Annotated in this window: 14 protein-coding genes; 1 reads left to right on the top strand and 13 read right to left on the bottom strand. The window is 43.2% G+C overall.

Annotated features, from left to right (window positions below):
- Positions 1–72: 72 nt before the first annotated feature.
- Positions 73–1,500, top strand: a complete 1,428-nt coding sequence (locus B9A91_RS06895) for a L,D-transpeptidase scaffold domain-containing protein (RefSeq protein WP_084237636.1) — start codon at positions 73–75, stop codon at positions 1,498–1,500.
- 159 nt (positions 1,501–1,659) lie between these two features.
- Here B9A91_RS06895 and B9A91_RS06890 read toward each other — a convergent pair whose 3' ends face one another.
- The 13 genes from B9A91_RS06890 to B9A91_RS06830 form a co-directional block, all read right to left on the bottom strand.
- Complete coding sequence (locus tag B9A91_RS06890) at positions 1,660–2,661, bottom strand: TlpA disulfide reductase family protein (RefSeq protein ID WP_084237635.1); 1,002 nt, start codon at positions 2,659–2,661, stop codon at positions 1,660–1,662.
- 20 nt (positions 2,662–2,681) lie between these two features.
- Positions 2,682–4,094: a RagB/SusD family nutrient uptake outer membrane protein gene (locus tag B9A91_RS06885; protein WP_084237634.1), complete on the bottom strand. Its 1,413-nt coding sequence runs from the start codon at positions 4,092–4,094 to the stop codon at positions 2,682–2,684.
- Between the two features lie 13 nt (positions 4,095–4,107).
- Positions 4,108–7,428 (bottom strand): SusC/RagA family TonB-linked outer membrane protein, encoded by a 3,321-nt coding sequence (locus B9A91_RS06880; RefSeq protein WP_159451660.1) that lies wholly within the window; start codon positions 7,426–7,428, stop codon positions 4,108–4,110.
- 192 nt (positions 7,429–7,620) lie between these two features.
- On the bottom strand, positions 7,621–8,664 hold the full coding sequence (locus B9A91_RS06875; protein WP_084237632.1) for a FecR family protein: 1,044 nt from the start codon (positions 8,662–8,664) through the stop codon (positions 7,621–7,623).
- Positions 8,665–8,732: 68 nt separating this feature from the next.
- Entirely contained in the window at positions 8,733–9,293 is a 561-nt protein-coding gene (locus tag B9A91_RS06870) for a sigma-70 family RNA polymerase sigma factor (protein WP_084237631.1), read from the bottom strand.
- 198 nt (positions 9,294–9,491) lie between these two features.
- Positions 9,492–10,028 carry an SRPBCC family protein gene (locus tag B9A91_RS06865; RefSeq protein ID WP_084237630.1) on the bottom strand — a complete coding sequence of 179 codons (537 nt, stop codon included), beginning with the start codon at positions 10,026–10,028 and terminating at the stop codon, positions 9,492–9,494.
- A gap of 43 nt (positions 10,029–10,071) precedes the next feature.
- Positions 10,072–11,232, bottom strand: a complete 1,161-nt coding sequence (locus B9A91_RS06860) for a TlpA family protein disulfide reductase (protein ID WP_084237629.1) — start codon at positions 11,230–11,232, stop codon at positions 10,072–10,074.
- Positions 11,233–11,265: 33 nt separating this feature from the next.
- Positions 11,266–12,465, bottom strand: coding sequence for a thioredoxin family protein (locus B9A91_RS06855; RefSeq protein ID WP_084237628.1), 1,200 nt, complete (start codon positions 12,463–12,465; stop codon positions 11,266–11,268).
- Between the two features lie 81 nt (positions 12,466–12,546).
- Positions 12,547–14,073, bottom strand: a complete 1,527-nt coding sequence (locus B9A91_RS06850; protein WP_159451659.1) for a RagB/SusD family nutrient uptake outer membrane protein — start codon at positions 14,071–14,073, stop codon at positions 12,547–12,549.
- An 11-nt stretch (positions 14,074–14,084) separates the two neighbouring features.
- Positions 14,085–17,474: a SusC/RagA family TonB-linked outer membrane protein gene (locus B9A91_RS06845; protein WP_084237626.1), complete on the bottom strand. Its 3,390-nt coding sequence runs from the start codon at positions 17,472–17,474 to the stop codon at positions 14,085–14,087.
- A gap of 177 nt (positions 17,475–17,651) precedes the next feature.
- The gene (locus tag B9A91_RS06840; protein ID WP_084237625.1) at positions 17,652–18,809 is read right to left on the bottom strand and encodes a FecR family protein; all 1,158 of its coding nucleotides are present in this window, start codon (positions 18,807–18,809) and stop codon (positions 17,652–17,654) included.
- 80 nt (positions 18,810–18,889) lie between these two features.
- On the bottom strand, positions 18,890–19,504 hold the full coding sequence (locus B9A91_RS06835; protein ID WP_084237624.1) for an RNA polymerase sigma-70 factor: 615 nt from the start codon (positions 19,502–19,504) through the stop codon (positions 18,890–18,892).
- Positions 19,505–19,654: 150 nt separating this feature from the next.
- Positions 19,655–21,013 (bottom strand): RagB/SusD family nutrient uptake outer membrane protein, encoded by a 1,359-nt coding sequence (locus tag B9A91_RS06830; protein WP_084237623.1) that lies wholly within the window; start codon positions 21,011–21,013, stop codon positions 19,655–19,657.
- Between the last annotated feature and the right edge of the window lie 5 nt (positions 21,014–21,018).

Here is a 21,018-nt window from a genome sequence, read left to right as displayed (position 1 = left end):
GAAAACAACCAGAAATGGTAAAAAAACAATCTCGTAGCCCGTTTGTTAATCCCTTGTGAAAGAGAAAGCATCATGAAAAGGCTGGTCACTATTCTCTTGTTTTTCGGTGTCTTGCTGTGTTTTTCCTGCAAGGTTAAACGAATAGCTGGTCCCGCTGGTGTAACCACACCTGTTATTCAGGCTGCAATAGCCAAACAGGGAGCTGAGGATTTTCAGGATGTATTTAAGCGTGTACTGGAAAATAAGCAGGCTCAGCTAAGCTATCCCAATGCCATCCGCTCATTTTATCAAAGTAAAACATTTCAGCCGGTACTGATATCCCATTTTATGCTACAAGATCAGCTGCAAACTTTGTTGTCCTATTTTGAAGCGGTTTCTCGACATGGTCTTGATCCTAAGCTATTTGCTGTTACTAACATAAGAAAAATGAGGGAACGTCTGTATGTCAAAAAAGGGCTTACCCTTAATGTGTACCAGGATGTGGTAGAGCTGGAACTGCAGGTGGCCAGCTCATTGCTGAAATACAGCAATGCCCTGCAGTTTGGTCTGTTGAATCCGGCGCAGATAGACAGCAATTATTTTACACCTACAGCGCAGCCAGATAGTATTTTAATGTTGCGTGTTTTGGAGGTCAAAGATCTTAGGGGCTATCTGGACAGTATACAACCAAAGGGTAAAAAGTACCTGGCCTTGCAGGCAGCATTAAGAGATGAAATACAGGCCCCCAAAAAAACGCTCGAAGAAACACAGCAGACTTTAAAAGTGAACCTGGAGCGCCTACGCTGGAGAAACAAGCCAACTGAACAGAAATTTGTACGGATAAATATCCCTGAATTTAATTTACAGGTAATAGAAAAGGGTATATCTGTACTGCAGATGAAAGTTTGTGTAGGAGAAAAAGGCAAAGAGACCCCACAGCTGGGCAGTAAAATTTATAGTGTACAGGTAAATCCGGTCTGGAACATTCCTGAAAGCATCGCAAAAAATGAGATCTCAAAGTATGCTGGCCGCGACAAGTATTACCTGGCCAATAACAACATCCATGTCTTCAAGCAGGGTAAACTCATAGATGATCCCGAATCTATAGACTGGGCCAGGGAAAACGTAAGTAGTTATTCTTTCAAACAGCAGCCCGGCTACCGGAATTCATTGGGCAAAATCAAATTTCTGTTTAAAAATGAAAGCAGTGTTTACCTTCATGATACCCCCGTAAAAGCTGCTTTTAACCAGCCTATGCGTGCCATCAGTCATGGCTGCGTTCGGGTAGAAAAACCCTTGCTGCTTGCTCTTGCCCTGTTCGAAAAGGGGAAAAAGTACGAGCAGATCAAAAGTGCAATGCAAAGTGGTTACCCAAGGGCCAAATATATAGGGTTGCCGGTTTCTGTGCCCGTTTTTATTACTTACTATACAACAGATATCGATGAAAAAGGAAGACTGCTGTTTTACGACGATATTTATGGGCTCGATAAAGCGCTATATGCCAAACTGCAGGACAATTAGCGCTGGTTGCGTGATAACGTGTCAGATAAAGGACTGACCTGGTGCTCGCCAGGAAAAGTATACTTTTTCCCGGGGAACATCAGGTCAGTCAGTCCGAAGCAGTATTTGACCTGGTATATGTCTTTTCAGGTTGACATACTAATTTAGGACAAGCTCCTGTCAATTTGGCTTCGCTAATATTTCGGAAAGCTTTTTTTCCAGTGCAGCCCCTTTCAGGTCTTTTGCTATGATCCGCCCGTCCGGATCAATTAAAAAGTTTTGAGGTATACCGGTGATCCCGTATAGCTTTGCCGCATGATTTTCAGCTTTTAAATCTGAAACCTGCGGCCAGGTTAACCTGTCTTTGTGGATCGCCTCGATCCATTCTTCTTTTCCTGAAAGTTCATCCAGGGATACACCAATGATGGTAAAGTTTAAGTCCTTGTACAATTGGTACATCCTGATCAGCGTTGGGTTTTCTTTCCTGCAGGGGCCACACCAGGATGCCCAGAAATCCAGCAATACATATTTTCCACGAAAAGCAGAAAGCTGTATTGGTTTTCCGCTGGTGTCTGGCTGGGAAAAGTCGGGGCCAATCTTACCGATGGCTACATTTTTGAGTGACTGGATTTTGGAGAAAAGCCCTTTGCCATCCCCGCTGTTACGGATTTCTGGTGATAAACCCAGGAATAAAGTTTCCAGTTCTTGTGGATCGGTAGAAGAAAGCATTGCGAATAAGGCCCTCAAGCAGATAATGGATGATGGATGTGCCTGAATGAATTGCGCTACTGTTCCCTGGGTCAATGCCGCCTGATAGCTGGCATCTTCGGCCACAATCTGTGTACCAGAGGCGGTTGCCGCTTTGGCAGATCCGGTACTGCTCAATGTAGTGGTGCCCTTATCGATGTATAAATAGCGGTAATCCTCGCGCGATGGCCCTGTACCTTTGGTATTCAAATAAAATATTCCACGGTTAATTGCGCTTAAATAGCCCCTGAGCTCAAATTTGCCATTACGGAGCAGAGCGGAATCAATTTTTGTTTCGGTACCGGTATAGTATTTCAGGTAAACTTTGGCAGGGGGCTGCAGCCTGCCAATGGTCCCTTTTATAACAAAGTTGTTTTTTTGTGAAAAGCCTGCAAATGGCATCGCCATAAACAGTATGAAAAGAATTCTAAACATTTTAAATTGGGTTAAGCTGCTTACTGATAATTTGGGTTCTGAACAATATTGGGGTTTACATTGATTTCTCCCAGCGGCATTGGCATTACCCTCCGGTAATCTCCCGCTTCAATAATGCCGCTGGGATATTCCTCTGTCCGGTTGATATTCTGGTTCAACCTGTTGAGGTCAAAGAAACGGTCGCCCTCAAAGGCAAGTTCTTTGCGTCTCTCGTTTACAATGTCGGCCAGCAGGGATACACCAGCAGAAGCATAAATTAAGGAAGGATCTCTCTGTGCCATCAAAGTGTTTAGCCATGTCAGGGCTTCGCTTTCCTTGTTCAGACGGTAGGCGGCCTCAGCAGCAATTAGCTGAACTTCCGCTAAACGGATCACCTTTTTTTCATTGAAGTCCCCAACTACAACAGGATATTTATTCACGATGTAAGCAGGGTCTTCGCCACCAACCCTGTTCCGCACACCTTTAATGATGAGGCTCTTCCTGACATCCGCTGTGGTATAGGCATCAAATAATGATTTGGTCGTTAACATTTCGCCTTCGCTGTTATCGGCCTGCACAAAATGCGTTGCAAGTTCATCTGAGGCATTGTTAAAAGCATCTGATGCAAGTTCAAAAAGTGTTTCAACTTTATTGCTTTGGTCGTGAGGTATTGCTGCGGCCCAGTAGGCTGCCAGATCGGCCCTGTTAACCGGAGTAAAACCGCTGTTGGCCAATACATTTTTGGCATCGTCATAGGCTTTCTGATAGTCTCCTTTATATAAATTTACTTTGGCCCTTAATGCTATTGCAGCATATTTGGAAAATCTTGCTGAGCCATTGTATTGCGACATCAGACTGATAGCCTGGTCCAGATCTGAGAGGATTTGGGTATAAACTTCGGTAACCGTATTTCGCTTAGGTAAGGCTGCAGGGTCGTAATGCAATACAATGGGCACACCAAGTGTATTGGGTGCCAGGGTATAAGGTTTTCCGAAGAAACGCACCAGGTCGAAATAAAGCAAAGCGCGAATGGCATAGGCTTCACCTTTATATTGCATCACCTCGCTGCCCTGGTTCAATGGGGCATCTATAATGTTATTTACCTGTAAAGCGTTGGCGTAGGCAAAAAACCATACCCGGTTGCTGTAAGCGCCATCTGTGGTGATGGAATAGGCATTCTCCCCGTTAAAAAGACCAATATTGACTGTCGAGAGGTAGATGTTATCGGCAAGCAGATCACCAAGTATTGGAACAGCAGCCCCACGAAGCTCGCCATTGCGTAAGTTTGCGTAGGCACCGTTTAGTGCTGTTTTAACATCAGCAGCTGTTTTAAGCGCATCTTCTTTAGAAATACTGGTGTAGGGCTTTTGATCCAGGAAGCTTTTTGTACAGGAAACAATGGAAAGCAAGGTTATAAAACCTCCAATCAATAGTATATTATTTAAATTCTTCATTTTATTACTCAGATTAAAACTTTAGGTTAAGACCCAGGGTAAATACTTTTGGCATTGGGATGTTATAGTTGGATTGTCCGGTTAAGCCAGCTTCCGGATCGTAGGGCAATTTCTTGTCCCTAACCCAGGTGGCCAGATTTGTTCCGCGCACATATATGCTCAAGCCTTCAATCTTTGCTTTCGATAGCACTGCCTTCTGAAAAGCATAGGCCAGTGTTAATTCTCTTAGGCGGATGTAGTCTCCCTTATAGAGAAAACGACTGGAAGCACGGCTGGAGTTGTTGGTATTGTTGAAAATATAGATTGGAACATCAGTTATATCGCCTGGTTTCTGCCACGCGCCCAGCTGCGAGGCAAAATGGTTAAAAGAGCTGTTGTCCCCATCAGATTGCGTATATCTCGACCAAAGGTCCATCACATGATTGCCAAAGTTGTAATAGAATAACCCATCCAGGCTAAAGCCTTTGTAGGCAAAAGCAGAGGTAAAACTGCCAAATACTTTAGGCGTGGCAGAATGATTGGGAACAAGCTTGGCCAGGTTGTAATTGCTTGTGGTTGCTGTCCTGGTCTCGTCGGTATACCAAAGCGGCTTTCCGTTGGCCGGATCAACACCAGCCCATTGGCGCAGGTAATAAGTTTGAAAGTCGAGCCCAACCCTTCTGATCACAGAAGAACCTTTCATGTCTTTTCCATCTACCAGGGAAGTAATTTTGTTGATGTTCCGGGAAATGTTAAAGCCTGCGCTCCACTTAAAGTCAGCAGTTTGTACAGGTGTTCCGTTGATGGAAAATTCAACACCCCTGTTTCTCATCGAACCGATGTTGTTTAAAAAAGCACCTGCACCTGTGGTACCGGAGGTAGGCTGGCTGAGCAATAAATCAGTTGCCTTCCTGTTGTAATAATCGAAGGTAAAAGATAGCCTGTTGTTAAATAAACCGGCATCAATGCCCAGGTTCAATTGTTTGTTGGTTTCCCAGGTCAGGTACGGGTTTCCAACAGAAGTAGGGCCGCTGCCCACCTCGCCATCGTAGTTAAAATTATAGTAAGAGACCGAGTAATCGCTCGAAACCCCATAGCTGTATAATTGTCTCCAGCCATAGTCATCAATATTTGCATTACCTGTAAGGCCATAGCTTGTTCTTAGCTTTAAGATGTTAATAAACTTAAGCGGCTTTAGGAAAGCTTCTTCCTGTATGTTCCAGGAGGCACCGGCAGACCAGAAATTTCCGTAACGGTTTTTTTCGCTGAAGCGGGAAGAGCCATCGCGACGGTAACTTCCGGAAATGACGTATTTTCCCTTATAGGAGAAGTCGGCCAGACTGAGTAGTGAAGCAATGGTATAATCAGAATTGGCTCCTGAAGCTTCGAAAGGATTGGTCCCATTTGAAGGAACCGTTGCTGCCGGGTTTCCTGGTAGCCCCGTAGTGCTGGCTGTAGCGGTATAATTCTGCGATTTTTGGGCTTCATAACCCAATTTAATGTTGGTTACCCAGGTCTGATCGCGTTTAAGGTCTAAATGGTAATCGATCATATTGGTCCAGGTCCAATTAAAGTAACGTGTATAGGCGCGCGAGGAGTAACCATTGTCGTAAAATGCGCCGGCCCCATGCGTTGGGTTATAGTAGGTGTCTTCTTCCAGGTTGTTGTAATCCGTACCAATCCTTGAGGTAAAACTCAGGTTATCGGTAATTTTGTATGCTGCCGATAAGGTTCCGAGGCCTTTAAGCTGGCTGAGTTTGTTTTTGTTGTATTTGGCAGTGTAGAGTGGGTTTGATTTTGAACCAAATACTGCCGCGTCTGTGTTGTAGGTGCCATCTGCATTGTAGGGTGAAATAAAAGGGAACAAGTGTACCGCGGCGGTAATAGGATTGTCGGAAGAGCTGCCATTTGCGGGAGAATTCTGGCCATTGGCCCCCAGAATTAGGGTGGTTGATAGGGAAAGACGATCCGTAACTTTGGTTTTTAAATTCACCTTAAAGGAATAGCGGTTAAAATCTGAGGCAATCACGGTTCCCTGCTGTTTAAAATACCCACCCGAAACATGGTATTGTGTGTTGCCCGTGCCCCCGCTGATGCCCAGGTTATACTGCTGCTGCCGGCCGTCCCTTTGTACCAGGTCAAGCCAGTTGGTATTCAGTCCGTTTCCAGAACCAAATTTGTTATCCAGGAAAGTAAATACATTGTCGGCCGTTACCCCATTGAGTTTGGCATAGGATGGATTGTTTAATACTCCTTGTGCGGTTAACGTTCGCCATTGCCCGGTTGTGAGCAACTTACCAGCTTCGGGGATTTTTCCCAGCTTTGTGATGCCATACTCGGCATCAAAATTAACTTTTGTTTTGCCTTGGGCGCCTTGTTTTGTGGTAATGATGATGACCCCATTTGCTGCCCTTGAGCCATAAATGGCCGAGGCCGAGGCATCCTTTAAAACGTTGATGCTTTCGATGTCATTAGGGTTTATGGCTGATAGCGCGTTGGAGGTAGTGGTAGCTCTGGACAATTGGCCGGCACTTACGATTACACCATCAATAACAAAGAGGGGATCGGACCCTGCAGAGATGGAGCCTATTCCGCGGATGCGGATTTGCTGCAGTGCACCCGGCTGCCCTGATGAACCAACGGACTGTAACCCGGCAACCCTTCCCTGCAGCGATTGGTCTATAGAAGTATATGCACGGTTTTCCAGCTCCTGAGATTTAACCAGGCCTACAGCTCCCGTAGTAATGGCTCTGGCCTGTTTCCCGTAACCATTAATTACTACTTCGTTCAGTAAACCGCCCAGGGGCTTAAGGCTAATATTCAGTGCCCCGCTTACCGGCAAAGGCTGTTCTGCAATCTGGTAGCCCACAAAGCTAAAGATCAGTACATCGGCAGCATCGGGCAGGGTAATTCGAAACTGGCCCTTTGGATCGGTAACGCTGGTGATGGAGGGATGTTTCTGTGATCTGATGTTTACACCGGGAAAGGGCAGGTTTTGCTCATCGCTTACTGTTCCCTGCACCAGTACAGCTTCAGCCGGATTGGTTGTTGCCGCAGGTCTGTCAATGGCACTTATGACCACTACATTGTTAACCACATTGTAGGTCAAAGGCAGTTTATCCAGTAATTTGGTCATGATTTCTGAAATCCCGGCATCTTTAACGTCGATGTTCACCAGTTTTTTAAAGGGAACTACCTCATTGTTGTACGCAAAGCGGTAAGTGGTTTTCTGCTCAATTTTTCTAAGCACACTGCTCAATGGGGTATTCTTCAACTCCATGGTTATACGGGTTTGAGAATATAGCGAGGCCCTGGTGTGTATGGTGAGCAGCGCAAGTATTAAAAGTAACTTCATTTTTAGAAAATGTTTTCGGTAGCACCTGGCAAAATGGTTCTGAAAGAAAAGTTTGGTTTTCTTCATATATTTGTTTTGAATAGTTGATTAATAAAAGGTTGATATTTTTCTCTTTCCGGGGGAAATCATCAGTCATCAATTATTTGCTAACGGGGAATGCGACAACATTTCCCGTTTATAATTAACCCGACATCAGTTTGTAATCGTCAGTTTTTTTCCATTCAGTTTGTAGTTAAAGGGTTTAGTAATTTTCATTATTTTAAGTATGTCGTTTATACTTTCGTCATTAAATATTCCTGTATAGCGGTATTTCATGACCTCCTGGTCTTTAAATTCGACATTGATGTCAAACCGTCTTTCCAGCATGACAGCGATGTCGGACATGGGACAGTTGGAGAAAGCTATTTTATTATCCATCCAGGCGGTTTCCACTACCTGGTTTTGTGCATTCAGGCGCAGTAGATTGTCTAACTTAATTTTAGGTGTATTTTCTGCTTCGGCATTGTCTGGCTCTGACTGATCTTTGCGTACCGTGAGTTTCTCATTAGGGCGCAGGATGATATTTTCAGAGGGCCTGTCATTAAAACTTACTTCAATCCGTCCCCTGATCAGGGAGGTTTCGATAACCTGATCTTTCGGGTAACTTTTTACGTTGAAAGCTGTACCCAGTACTTTAATGTTGATTTTATCGGTATGGATTATAAAAGGATGTGCCGGATCTTTTTTTACATCAAAAAATGCTTCTCCATCCAGCCATACTTCGCGTAGTTTGCCTTTAAAGTTGTCGGCATATTGCAGCCGGCTGTCCGCATTTACCCATACCGAACTGCCATCTGGCAGTTTAACCATAGTTTTGGAACCCTTTTTTGTTACCACCTGGCTTTTTAATGCCGTGTTGCTGCCAAAAGGAGAAAATAGTAACATAAAAATCGTGAAGATCAATAAAAGCGCTGCACTGGCAAGCAAAATGCGCTGCCGATTTTTACCCTTGCCCAAATGGCGGGCTGGAGCCGCCGGAACATGGAGGTGCATTTTTAAAGAATGTAAGGCAAAAGCCTGTTCGGCTTTGCTCAGCTCTTCTTCAGAAATCTCGCTTTCGGTAGCATGAAATGACAGGTATACTTTTTTCAGTTCAGGGTCTGCATCAATCATTTTTTTCAATTGCTGCAATTCTTTTTCAGTGGCTTCACCGGCCAGCTGCCTGCTTAAAAGTTTAAAAAAAATATCTTCGGCCATAGATTTCCGGTTGTTTCAATTAAGAGACAAAAAAATGGAAGGGAACCACCGGTCTGATAAAAAATATTTTAAAGATCCAGGTGCTGTCTCATGTACAGCGTAATCTTTTTCAGCGCATTGGTCATGTGACCTTCAATGGTATTGGTAGAAATGCTTAAGATTTCAGATACTTCCTTATAGCTGAACCCTTCATTTTTAATCAGCCTGTAAACCATCTGGCATTTAGGGGGTAGCATGTCGACTGCTTTATTCAAATTCAGCTGAAGTTCTTTTTCAATTAGATGTTCAATTGGGGTTGCGCTGCCTTGAGGTATTAGCTCAAGGTCATCCAGACCTACGAAACTACGGCCTTTATGTTTTTTGAGGTGATTAAAAGCGGAATTTTTGACCAGGGTAAAAAGGTAAACCCTCAGGTCGATAACCTGTTCCAGTTTCGGCCCCATCAACCAGATTTTCATCATTGCATCTGCATAGAGTTCTTCGGCAAGTTCTTCGGAATGTACGATTGTGTTTGCAAAACGTATAACAGGTGTATGAAACAATATAAATAATTTACGGTAAGCAGCTTCATCGGCATTTTTTGCCACTGCACTTTGTAAATTAGTTATATCTGTTAAAACGGACGCCATGTTTTAGTCGAATTTATCCCCAAGAGCGTCCAAACTTACTGATTTCTAATTAATATTTATACTGCTATACAGAAACAGGGCGGTTAAGCATCATGCTTAACCGCCCTGTTATTCAAAAAAAAACCTCCTCTGATGGCACATCATTTTTATGCGCTTTTAGCGCCTTAAAAATCAGTGCAGGAAGAGAATGGTCATTTTTTAATTCATACGCACTGCCGGAATGGATTTCTTTGTCATCTTTTCCAAACCAGCAGCATAGCTGTCAAATTCAGCAGTCAACTGTTTTACCAACGCTTGTTTTGCGTCCGAATCACCACTTACTAAAGCCCTCCACTTTACATTTGTTTTGCTGCCATTGGCCTTAAAGAAAATGGCATATTGTGCTGCTTTGATTCCTTTCGGCAGGTTGCTGTCAACAAAGTCAATCGCTATCAGTTTGTTGTGAGCCTCGTTCTGAGTAATGTTTTCTAAACGATTGCCGCCGTTTGAAAAGCCAATCTTTCTGGATATCGGCATATTCGCGTCTATCACTTCTATCGCACTTACATAGCCATCTGAGGCTTTTTTGAGCAGTTCGTTATTTTGAAAAACGTCCCATACCGCATCGAGTTCCATATTGATGTCTGCTTCTTTTTCAATGTCCCACTTAACCTTTTGTGCTGCTCCCATTTGAGCATTGGCTTTGTAAGCGGAGAAGCTTGTTAACATCAGTAATGATAATATGATCTTTTTCATTTTATGTTTTGTTAAAGATGGCCAGAGGTCTGGCCATCAGGTTTTACATGCCAAATATTTTTTGCATGGCTTTATCTAAAGATTCACCACGCACATTTTTCTCTACAATTTTTCCTTCCTTATCCACCACTACCAGGTAAGGAATGCCACTGAACATATAAGAAGACATAACAGGTTTAGATTCTACCGCATTAATTTGCGGCCATGTCATACGTTCTTCGTCCATCGCTTTTTTCCAGGCTTCTGGTTTGGCATCTACAGAAACGGACAGGATCTCCAGGCCTTTGTCTTTATATTTTTTGTACACTTCTTTCAGGTGAGGAATTTCCTGACGGCAAGGGCCACACCATGAAGCCCAGAAATCGATGATCAGGTATTTGCCCCTGTAATCTTTTGGTCCCCATTTTTTGCCGTTTACATCCGGGAAAGAAAAATCGGGTGTTTTCTGACCATCGGCAATTTTTGCAGCCTGGGCAATACCATCCAGGATTTCTTTCTTTTTGTCTCGTGCCTGTGTAAGGTTAGGGAATTTTTTGGTCAGGTTATCCAGGGTAGTCATGATCAGTTCCTGATCTCTTTTGGTACTTAAATAGTTCAGCGCGTACAATACTGAAGGCTGGTCTTTGTACTTATTAACCAGGTATTTGATGCGGAAGTCGCGGTCTTTACCGATGCGGTTATAACCATCTTTCATGTATTCTATCCATTTGGGTTCTTTTGAAAGACCGGCCTGGTATTGTTCCTGACCAACTGCGATCATCTGCTGGTAATCAAGGTAAGCCACAAGGTTCACATCATTGATCACATCATTCTCGGCAGATGTGTTTTCCATATAAATATACGGAGGGTTTTTGATCTTCATTTTGGCGGTATCAATACCCCTCACATTGACATGGATGTTATCTTTATTTGCCCAGAAGTCAATACGGTCGAAATAATAAACACGTACCTGGTAAAAATCCGGTTTATCGGCTGGTACTTTAAACGAGAAGTTGTTGTTGGCATCTAATTTTGTACTGTCTATTGCTTTAAAAGCTCTTTTAAAACCTTCACCTTCATATTTGCCCAGGTAAATAGGGTATTTGTTTTCTGTGTCGGGGAATTTAACCGTACCTGTAAAAGTTACTGTTTTTCCTTTTTGGGCAAAGCTGCTGCTTAGTATAAACAGGGCTGCAATTGCCAGCATTAAAACTTTTTTAATCATTGTTTTTGGTGTTATATATATTTAAGTTAATTCTTAGTCTTTCATCATTGGAGGGGTCATCTGACCTTTTTTTCCTGCCTCTTTTCTCAGTTCCATTGCTTTGGCCGCCATGGCTTCAGCTTCAGCGGTTTTTCCCTGTTTTTTCAGGATACGTTTCCTGAGGTCAGTTAACTGGATGTTGGTAAAATCACCCGCAGTTTTCTGGAGCTCATTTGCCCATTTTTCGGCAACAGGGTAATATTTTGCGGGCGCTGCGGTAACTACGTCGTTAGCTGCGGTAACCACAAGCTGGTCTTTGCGCGGGAAACCGGCATCTGCAAGTACAGCATCTATCTTTGCAGTAAATTTATCCCACTGGTTTGCTGCGGCAAACGCTATCAAGTCCAGCTGGGCCAGCATAAAAGCCGATCCTTTTGTAGGTTTAGCAGCCTGCAGTTTCCTGATGGCTGCAGCAATTTCTTTGGCTTCATTAAGATTGTCCTTTTTCTCGTATGCCCTTTTAACGGAATAAACAGACATATTCATGGTGTTCTCGAAATACATGTTCACCTTATCAGCCCCATATTTCTTTCCCAGCTCTGCTTTATTGGCATACAGGTAAGCAAAGGCTTGTGACGATGGGTTGTTCAGGTATTTCTGGACCAGTTCCCATTTGCGGGCTTCCAGTAACGAGGCTTTAGGTAAACCATCGAAATAGATTTTTGCCACACTACCCATTTTGTCCGATTCATACGCTTTTTCCAATGCTTCGAGATAGGCAACTGCGGTAGCTTCTGAATGATCGCCGGCATTGAATTTCTTGGCCAGCCCAAATGCAGTGCTTTCGGGTTTCAGCGCTTTATTGGATTCAGTAATGAATTCCTTGGCCGACATGCTGCCCACAATTTTATGTACTACTTCGCCCTCACCGTTGATGAACAGGTAGGTAGGATAGGCTTTTACATCATATTTGTCTTTTAATGCCGGGCCTTCTCCTTTTTCCATATCGTATTTAACATTATAGAAGGTACCATTGAACAGATCGGCAACCTCGTTTTTGGTAAATACATCTTTGGCCATCATTTTACAAGGGCCACACCATGATGTGTAGGCATCGAAGAAGATGATCTTGTTCTCTTTTTTGGCTGCGGCCAGCTGTGTTTTCCAATCGCCTTCCTTAAAAGTGATCTCGCGGTCCTGAGCAGATGTCGATAGGGCAAGGATGCAGGCAATTCCGGTTAATAGTTTTTTCATTTTGTTGTTAGTTATGGGTTTGCTAATTGGAGCGGAATTTAGCGTAAGCACCGGACCGGCAGTCGGTCCGGTGCTTATATTTTATAATGGGTTTTGTTCCAGGTTCGGGTTCAATAAAATTTCTCCCGGAGGTAAAGGATAGATTACAGTTTTATCATTAGCTTCTTTGGTCAAAGGAATATTTGTAGAATAATCAGTATAGTTCCTAACCATTGGGAGTCCATTCCGGAAGTTATCGAATGATCCGTGACCTTCCCATGCCAGCTCTAATCTTCGCTCGTTTAATACTGCCTGGAAGACCGTCATGCCCGCTGCAGCAAGTGTTGTGGTTGTCCATGCAGGTGCCAGGGCCCTTGTTCTAACCAGGTTCAGCGCAATCAGCGCATTGGTATTGTCTCCCGATTTTGCAAGTGCTTCTGCTTTGTTCAGGAACATTTCCGCTAAACGGAGGTAAGGTGTAGCACTTCTGCTGTGCGCACTGAAGTCAAACCCTCCCGGAGGCGCAATTTTCTGAAAATCGTATTTAATGACTGAATTCCTGCTTTTATCGGCCAAGGTAATGCGGCTATCATTTTCGACTTTGATAAAGTTTTTTCTCAAATCGCCCGGGTTTTGGTTCAGAATAGCCATATAATCTGGAGATGCCGCGTATTCACCCTGGTAAATAGTGCCAAATATATTCATCGCAATCAGGAATTCATTGATGTTATTGCCATTGGCATCATCATGTCTGAAAGCAAATATGTATTCCTTATTGGTTTTGCCGTCTATAGCAAAGGAACTGCTGTACGCTGTGCCTTGCAATAAAGTATATTTATTAGATCCAATTACTTTATCTGCATATTCCACGGCCTTGGTATTGTACTCATTTTGCGGAGCGTTTGATGTGCCACCCATATACAAATAAACACGAGATAAAAGTGCCCAGGCAGCTTCCTTGCAGGCATAGTTATTAGGGTTACCTGCGCGCGGCTGGTTCATTAATGAGGCGGCTTTTTCCAGATCGGAGATGATCTGGGCATACACCTCTTTAACCGTATTGCGTTTTGGCTGATAGTCCTTATCTACCATTGAGCTCAGCGATAGTGGTACCGCAAGGTTGGATGCATTGTTGTCATAATATGGACGACCATAAACCCTTACCAGGTTGAAATAAGCCAATGCCCTCAGGAAATAGTTTTCACCTTTAAGCTGGTCATAAGCTGCACCCTGTCCATCATTGATGGCATCAATGATCTTATTCACACCAAATACCAGACGATAGGACATTCTCCAGAATGAAGCCGTTGGACCCTGAGTAGGCGAATTTCTAAAAAGATAAGCATCGCTTCTGGTTTGGGGAAAGGCCTCAACCACCGGACGAAGGTTATTGCCTTTAAGTTCACTTAAATTGAACCAGTTCATAGCATATTGGCTATCGCCAGCCGATTTGGTAACCATTAGGGCATAATTGCCGTTTGTAGCAAGTGCTAAGCCATCAAGAGTTGCTAAGAGTTCTTTGTCAGATTTATCGTTAAAAGGCCTGATGTTTTCATCAATTGCTTTTTTGCAGCCAAACAATACAATTGCTGCAAAACATATATATGCGGATAGTATGTACTTTTTCATTGTCTGCTTCATTAAAATGTTAATTGTACGCCCAATAGATACTTGCGGCTGGCACCATAACCTGCACTCACGCCATAATTGTTGGTGTCTCCGGCCAGGTTACCTTCAGGGTCAGATCCGTAAAAGGTTTTTTTGGTAAAGACAAACAGGTTATCACCACTCAGGAAGATGTTTGCGCGGGTTAATTTTGCTTTGTTTATGATTTGAGCAGGAAGAGAATAGCTTAGCCTTACGTTACGCACCCTGATGTGACTGGCGTCTTCCCAGAATCTGGAGAGCAGCTGCTGATCAGCACCATCTGTACGGCTGCGGTAAATCATAGGCTCTGTGGCTTTATCACCTGGTTTTTCCCAGATTGATTGCCCGTTTCTTGGTTTGACCTGGTTATACCTCAACACATTGTTTCCCTCTGAGGAAAAATAGCTGCTTCGCGAGTTGTTATATACCAGATAGTCGGCGGCAAAATTCAGCAATACAGACAGCTCAAAGCCTTTGTACCCAAAAGTATTCAGTATACCACCATAGTATTTAGGAGCGCCCATGCCTACCAACTGGTACTGCGCTGCAGCAGCATCTCCGGTTAAACCTTTAAATATATCATCATAAACGTTTACGATTTTGCTGGTATAGGTGTTTGTGGCCGGGTCAAGTTCCAGGCGTTCAAATTGAGGTGCGCCCGTTTCACTGTTTACACCCATCCATTTCACAGCACGTACGGTATTAATGTCATCCCCTTCTTTAAGAAGTCCAAAATATCCGTTTTGAAGTTTGCCATCGTACAGTTTGGTGATCTTGTTTTTATTGAATGTAAGGTTAAAACCAGTTTCCCAGGTGAATTTGCCGGTAAGGTTTCTGCTGGAAAGGACCAGTTCTACACCTTTGTTAACCATAGCACCTATATTTTGGTACTGGCTGGGTACGCCTAATACAGAAGGTGTGGCAACTCTTTGAAGCAAATCTGTATTGCGTTTCCTATAGATATCGGCCGATACGGTAATCCTGTTGAACAAGCCTAAATCAATACCCAGATTTCTTACGTAAGCACGTTCCCAGGTAATTTGCCGGTTTCCTAGCTGGTTGATGATACCTGCCGGATCGCCACCATACTGATAGTTGAAATTGTAGAAGCTCTCAGTCAGGAAATCTTCTCCAGCTACTTTACCACTGGTACCATAACTTGCCCTGATTTTCAAATTGGTAAGGTATTTATTGCCTTTCAGGAACTGCTCATTGCTGGCCAGCCAGGCGCCGCTTACCGAATAAAAATGACCAGCCCTTTTTTCTATACCAAAATTGGTGGAGTAGTCCATTCTGTATGAAGCATTGGCGAAATAACGTTCGTCATAGTTGTAATTGCCCTCAGAAAATAGTGAATAGGAAGCCCTTACGTATTTTTCTCCCGCGAAGGATTTTCCGCTAAAGGTATTCCACACTTCTGCAGCTGCAGAAGGAACCTTAACGCCTGTAGGCATGTTTTTTACCGCGAGGGCATTAAATTCAGAGCCATTTTTATTGTATTCGAAACCTCCTAAGCCACCTACAGTATGCAAACCAAATTGTTTACGTGCGGTAACCAGGTTGGAAGTCATGAAAGAATAAGTATTTGTTTTGCGTTGTGAAAGCCTTCCTTTATCTCCCGTACCAGTTAAGGACAAACGATCTTCATAAGATTGATTGTCAATGAAGGTGGTATTGTAAGAGTTGTTAGAAGAAAGGGTCAGCCAATCGAACAATTTGTATTTTGCTGAGAATACACCAAGTACCGTTTGGGTTTTGGTAATGTTACTGTTGTAAGGTAAATCGTATAGCGGATTTTGAGAAATATTGTTCAGCACATCTGTGCCCAATATTTTTTTAGGGGTTCCATCATCGTTGTTTAAGGTGTACCATGGCAGCAAAGAAAGGGGGGTGATCCCGCCAACCGGGCTTCTGTTTCCAGTGTCAAATATTGTACTAATATTGGCGTTAAGACTTAGCTTACTGGTAATATTATGCTCCAGATTTAACTTAAAGCTATTTCTTAACAGGTCGTTGCCTTTTAAAGGACCTTGCTCGTCATAGCGGTTGGCCCCAAAATAATAACGTGTTTTTTCCGTTCCACCAGACAAACCGATATCTACAGTTTTCACCATAGCATCACGATATATTTCATCGTTCCAGTTGGTGTAATTGTTTAATACCGAAGTGGGCGGCAGGTATTTTGTGAGGTAAGCATCCTGACTCAAGCCTTCATTTCTGATGGCAAAGGAGTTCAACAACATTTTGCGCTGGTGTTCATATAATTCCTGGCTGTTCATGAACTCGATTTTACCCATGTATCTTTTGCTTACACCAAAAGTGCTGTTGATATCCAGTTTCATGTTGCCTGCAACGCCTTTTTTTGTGGTGATCACCAATACACCCTGGCTGGCGCGTGAACCGTAAATGGCTGTTGATGCTGCATCTTTTAATAGGGTGATGCTTTCTATATCGGTTGAAGAAACGATATCGCTTGGATAGGCCACATCGGGATAAATGATCCCATCTACTACAATTAATGGATTGAGGTTATTGGTGACACGAAGCGTAGTACTACCTGTTATTGGTAAAGTACCCTGCCCGCGTACAACAAAGGATGCTTTGTTATTTGGGTCTCCTGAAGGTTCAGTGATGTACATACCCGCAACTTTTCCTTTCAGTAAAGATATCAGGTTGTTGGTGGTTACACCTTCCAGTTGCTTGGCATTGAAAGTTTGCAATGCACCTGTGATCTCACTGGCCTTTTTGGTGCTGTAACCCATTACTACTGCTTCCTGTAATTGTGCAATGGCTACATTTAAAACCACGTTGATTTCTGTGTTGTCGTTTTCAGTGATCACCTTTTCAATGCGTTTACTCTCGTAGCCAATAGAGGTAAAAACAATACGATAAGTACCAGGAGCCAGGTTTAAGGTGAAGTATCCGTTTGCATCCGTCATGGTGGCCATATTCGTACCATCAATTCTTACAGAAACTCCGGGGATAGGGCCTTTGCCGTCTGTTACCCTTCCGCGTACTGGTTTTTTAGCCTCAGGGCTGTTGGGTCTATCAGTGGCGGCAGGCTTTTCTTTAATGATAACGGTGTTGTTTACAATAACAAAGGTTAAAGGCTGGTTGCTTAGTGTTTGCTGTAATGCCTGGTCTACCGTTGCATTTTTTAAGGAGAGGTTAATTTTAGAAGCGTTATTTCTGAGCAGGTCTATCTTATAGAAAAAAGAGTAGCCGCTTTGCTGCTCAATTTTTTTAATGATACTTTCTATGCTTGCGTTTTTTTCACTCAAGCTAATGCGCTGGCTAAATGCTGTTGCACTGGCCTGGATACTGATGATTAGTAAGCATATAATTAATTTCATGACCCTTAATGCGTCTAAAATTTTATTCATATTTTTGTTTGGTTTAGTCGTGGCAAACCGTTTCCCTTTTTGAAGAGATTCCTTTGCCCGATTGGGTTGATAATTGAATGTGGTCTATCCCGATTTCATTTTTTTATTTACCTGAAACTTAAGTCCGGGGGTGCTCGTAACACTTCCGGCTTTCTTTTTCAAGTAAAATCTTTTTGGTTATAATTTTACTATAAGCATTCTCCCTTCTATTTTAAAGTTAATACCATTGTACTCAAATATTTTTTGCATATCTGCCAGGCTAATGTTCCTGGAAGCTGTAAAGTGAAAAAGTTCTGCTGTAGGTTTTTTCTCGAAACTTACATCAACATTGTACCATCTCGAAAGCTGACGCATGATGCTGCTCAGGTCTGCTTCATTAAACCGGAAGTCACCGTTTTTCCAGGCTATGGCCTCTTCCGTATCTACCAGGTAGACATTCAGATCATTACCGCGTAATGCAGATTGCTGGCCTGGTAATAAGAATCTTTCTGCGCCTTTGGAAGACACTTTTACGCTGCCTTCCAGCAAAGTTGTTTTCGTTACACTTTCATCCGCATAGCTGTTGATGTTGAAATGCGTGCCCAGCACCTGGACTTCCTGTTTATCTGTAGCCACAACAAACGGATGCGTTTTGTCTTTAGCTACTTCGAAATAAGCTTCTCCTGTTAGTTCTACCCTGCGTTGTTTGCCATTAAATACTGCAGGGTATTTTAATGAGGATGCGGCATTCAGCCATATTTTTGTACCATCGGGTAGATTTACCTGGTATTGGCCGCCCCTGGGTGTAACGATGGTGTTGTAAGCCAGAGCACCTGAGGTTTTTGTTTCCTGGTCTTTTGTTATGTCGTATACAAGCTGTCCATCCTTGGTTTTACGTATGATGATCCCGGCCTGAGTGGCAATTTCTCCTTCAGCTGTATTGTCCAGGGTAATTACTTTTCCGTCAGACAGGGTTAAAGTGGCTTTATTTGTTCCCGGAGGAATGTTGACTGCTGTTGGATTAGACGGTATGGCAGTGGGGGTCTTAGAGGTATAAAAAAAGATGGCAGCGCCCAAAACCATTACGATAGATGCTGCTACGGCATAAGGGTACCATCCGATTTTTTTGACTACTGATTTTTTTTGCTGACCGAGTATGTTGTTCAGCATGTCTTCCGGATCATCCAGTGACTGCATTTCTGCTGTATTTATTTTATTCCAGGTACCATCAAGCAAACCTGTAAGTTCAGGGTCGTCAGGGTTTGCTGCAACGATAGAAAGCAGTTCTGCACGTTCTTCGTTTGTACAGGTGCCTTCAACATATCGCTGGTATAAATTTTCTAATTTAATATGCATAGGGTGGATGTTCTAAACTCCTTTTCTTATATAGACCCCCGGCGAAGCAGGTCGGAGTAATGGAAAAGAAAAAAAGTTGATTAATGTAATTCGGCAAGAAAAGTCATGAGGATGACCAGCACTGCAATATCGGTATGGGTGCTTACATAATTGCGCAGAAAGCGGAGTGCATGCTGCATATGGGTTTTTACAGTGAGCTTGGAGATGTTCAGCCTTTCGGCGGCTTCCTCATACTTCAAGCCTTCCTGATGGCATAGCAGGTATACTAATTTCTGCTGGGCAGGGAGTTGCGCAATGCCCTGGTTGAGGATTTTTTCAGAATCTTTAAAGATGATGTATTCCTCGGTCTCATTATGGGTTTCTGTATAGCCCGGGGCCATCATTTTGTTGGTCCTGACTTCCAGCGCCAGTCGGCGCAAAACTTTTAATGTTTGATTACGTGTGAATACACGCAGGTATGCATCCAGGTTTTCGATGCTATTGAGCTGTTCGCCCAGGTTCCAGATTTTTACAAATACTTCCTGGGTAATTTCTTCCGACAGCGATTCAGATTTTACAATTTTTAAGGCATAGGTGTAAACCTTAGGGCTGTAGCGGTGAAAAAACACACTGAATACTTTTTCATCTCCGGTGGAGATTTGATAGAGGAGCGTTTTTTCTTCGTTAAAATCAGCTTCAGGGTTCAGTTGCATCATGTTGTGGCATAAGCCTGCAGGGCCTATATGTGGTTCGCCACAGTAAAGGTAGAAAAATAACCGTTCCCCTCAAAGTCCGGGGATTTAAGGAGAAAGGTTATTTTTTAAAGGGATTAAAGGTTAATTGGCCTTTCCAGGAATGCTGTATGATTAATTTTGAGGCATATCCGGATTAAAGTTCAACACAGCGGCAGGTATCTTGAGCACGTATTTCGGGCTGTGAGGCTCCAATGTGCTGATGATGTCTCCCTTTGCATTTAAACGGTTTACGGCTGGCATTCTGTTTTCTGCATCCAGTTTGCGCATATCCATCCACCTCATTCCTTTAAAGGCGAGTTCAAACCTGCGTTCCAGAAGTACACGCTGTAACACCACTTCTTTGTCTGACGATTGGAAAGGCTGATAAGCGGCGGTCGCGGTACGGAATTTGCGGATGTCGTTCATTTGGTCTAATGCCAACTGCAGGTTATTTGCCCTTGCCGCTGCTTCGGCAATGATAAGTTTCATTTCCGCTACAGAAGTACCAAAACTAACGGCACTACCATTTGGTGAAAACTGGCTTACCCCACGGGTAGGAAATGTAAAATCGCCCAGTTTTGTATAGTATAGTTTTAAACGCAGGTCATTTTTGTCAAACATCTTCAGGAATTCTACCGTAGGAAGTACTACCGAAGCCGGATTTGTTCCATAACGGGCATAGATTTCCTGTTTGTTGATTGGCATATTGGGGATATCTGCTTTAGTAGCAACAGGATTGTAATCCATCAAACCTGTTCCTGGTTCTTTTAATGCAAGGTCTGCATATTTTGCAGCTTCTGTAAAGTTATTCATGTAATAATAGGTCCTGGCTAGGATACTATATGCTGCGTTTACTGATCCCCTGAATTTGTTGGTGTTGTTGTTTGCCGGCAGGTCGGGTATAGCAGCATTGATGTCATCAATGATTTTTCCGTAGATGAAATTTACCACAGACCTTTCGGGTGTTTTGTTCATGATGTCTGTTGAGATAATGAAAGGAACTGCCAGGTCTGTATTGGCTGTTGCAGCGTTATAGGTCCTGGCATATAAATTTACCAGGTACAAGTATTCAAATGCCCTGCCTACCAGTGCTTCAGCTTTAAGCTTTTTCTTTTCCTTTGGAGTTCCAGTTGTTGCCTGTTCAACACCATTGATTACTGCATTAAAGGCATAGATATTAGCATAATGCTTGCCCCATACCAACGGGCTTTCATTAACTGTCGGGTTAAGGTCGTTGGACCACACATAACTCAATATGGTGGTTGTCCTGGTCATAGGATCTACAGTTGGAATATCCAGGTCGTCAGACATTTGGTTGAGCAATTGCTCTCCGCTGCTGGTCAGGTTTTGGCTGTTCAGCAGCAGATCATAATCGGTAAGTGTTTTTAAAATTACTTTCCCCTTAGGCTCTACTTCCAGGAATTTTTTACAGGAAGAGAACAAGCTGAATACACAGCAAACAAGCAAAGTATAGTATATTCTGGTTTTCATGATCT

The organism is Pedobacter africanus, assembly GCF_900176535.1.
Classification (GTDB): Bacteria; Bacteroidota; Bacteroidia; order Sphingobacteriales; family Sphingobacteriaceae; genus Pedobacter; species Pedobacter africanus.
Note: the sequence above shows the minus strand (reverse complement) of the source record. Positions and strands in the feature narration are given on the sequence as shown.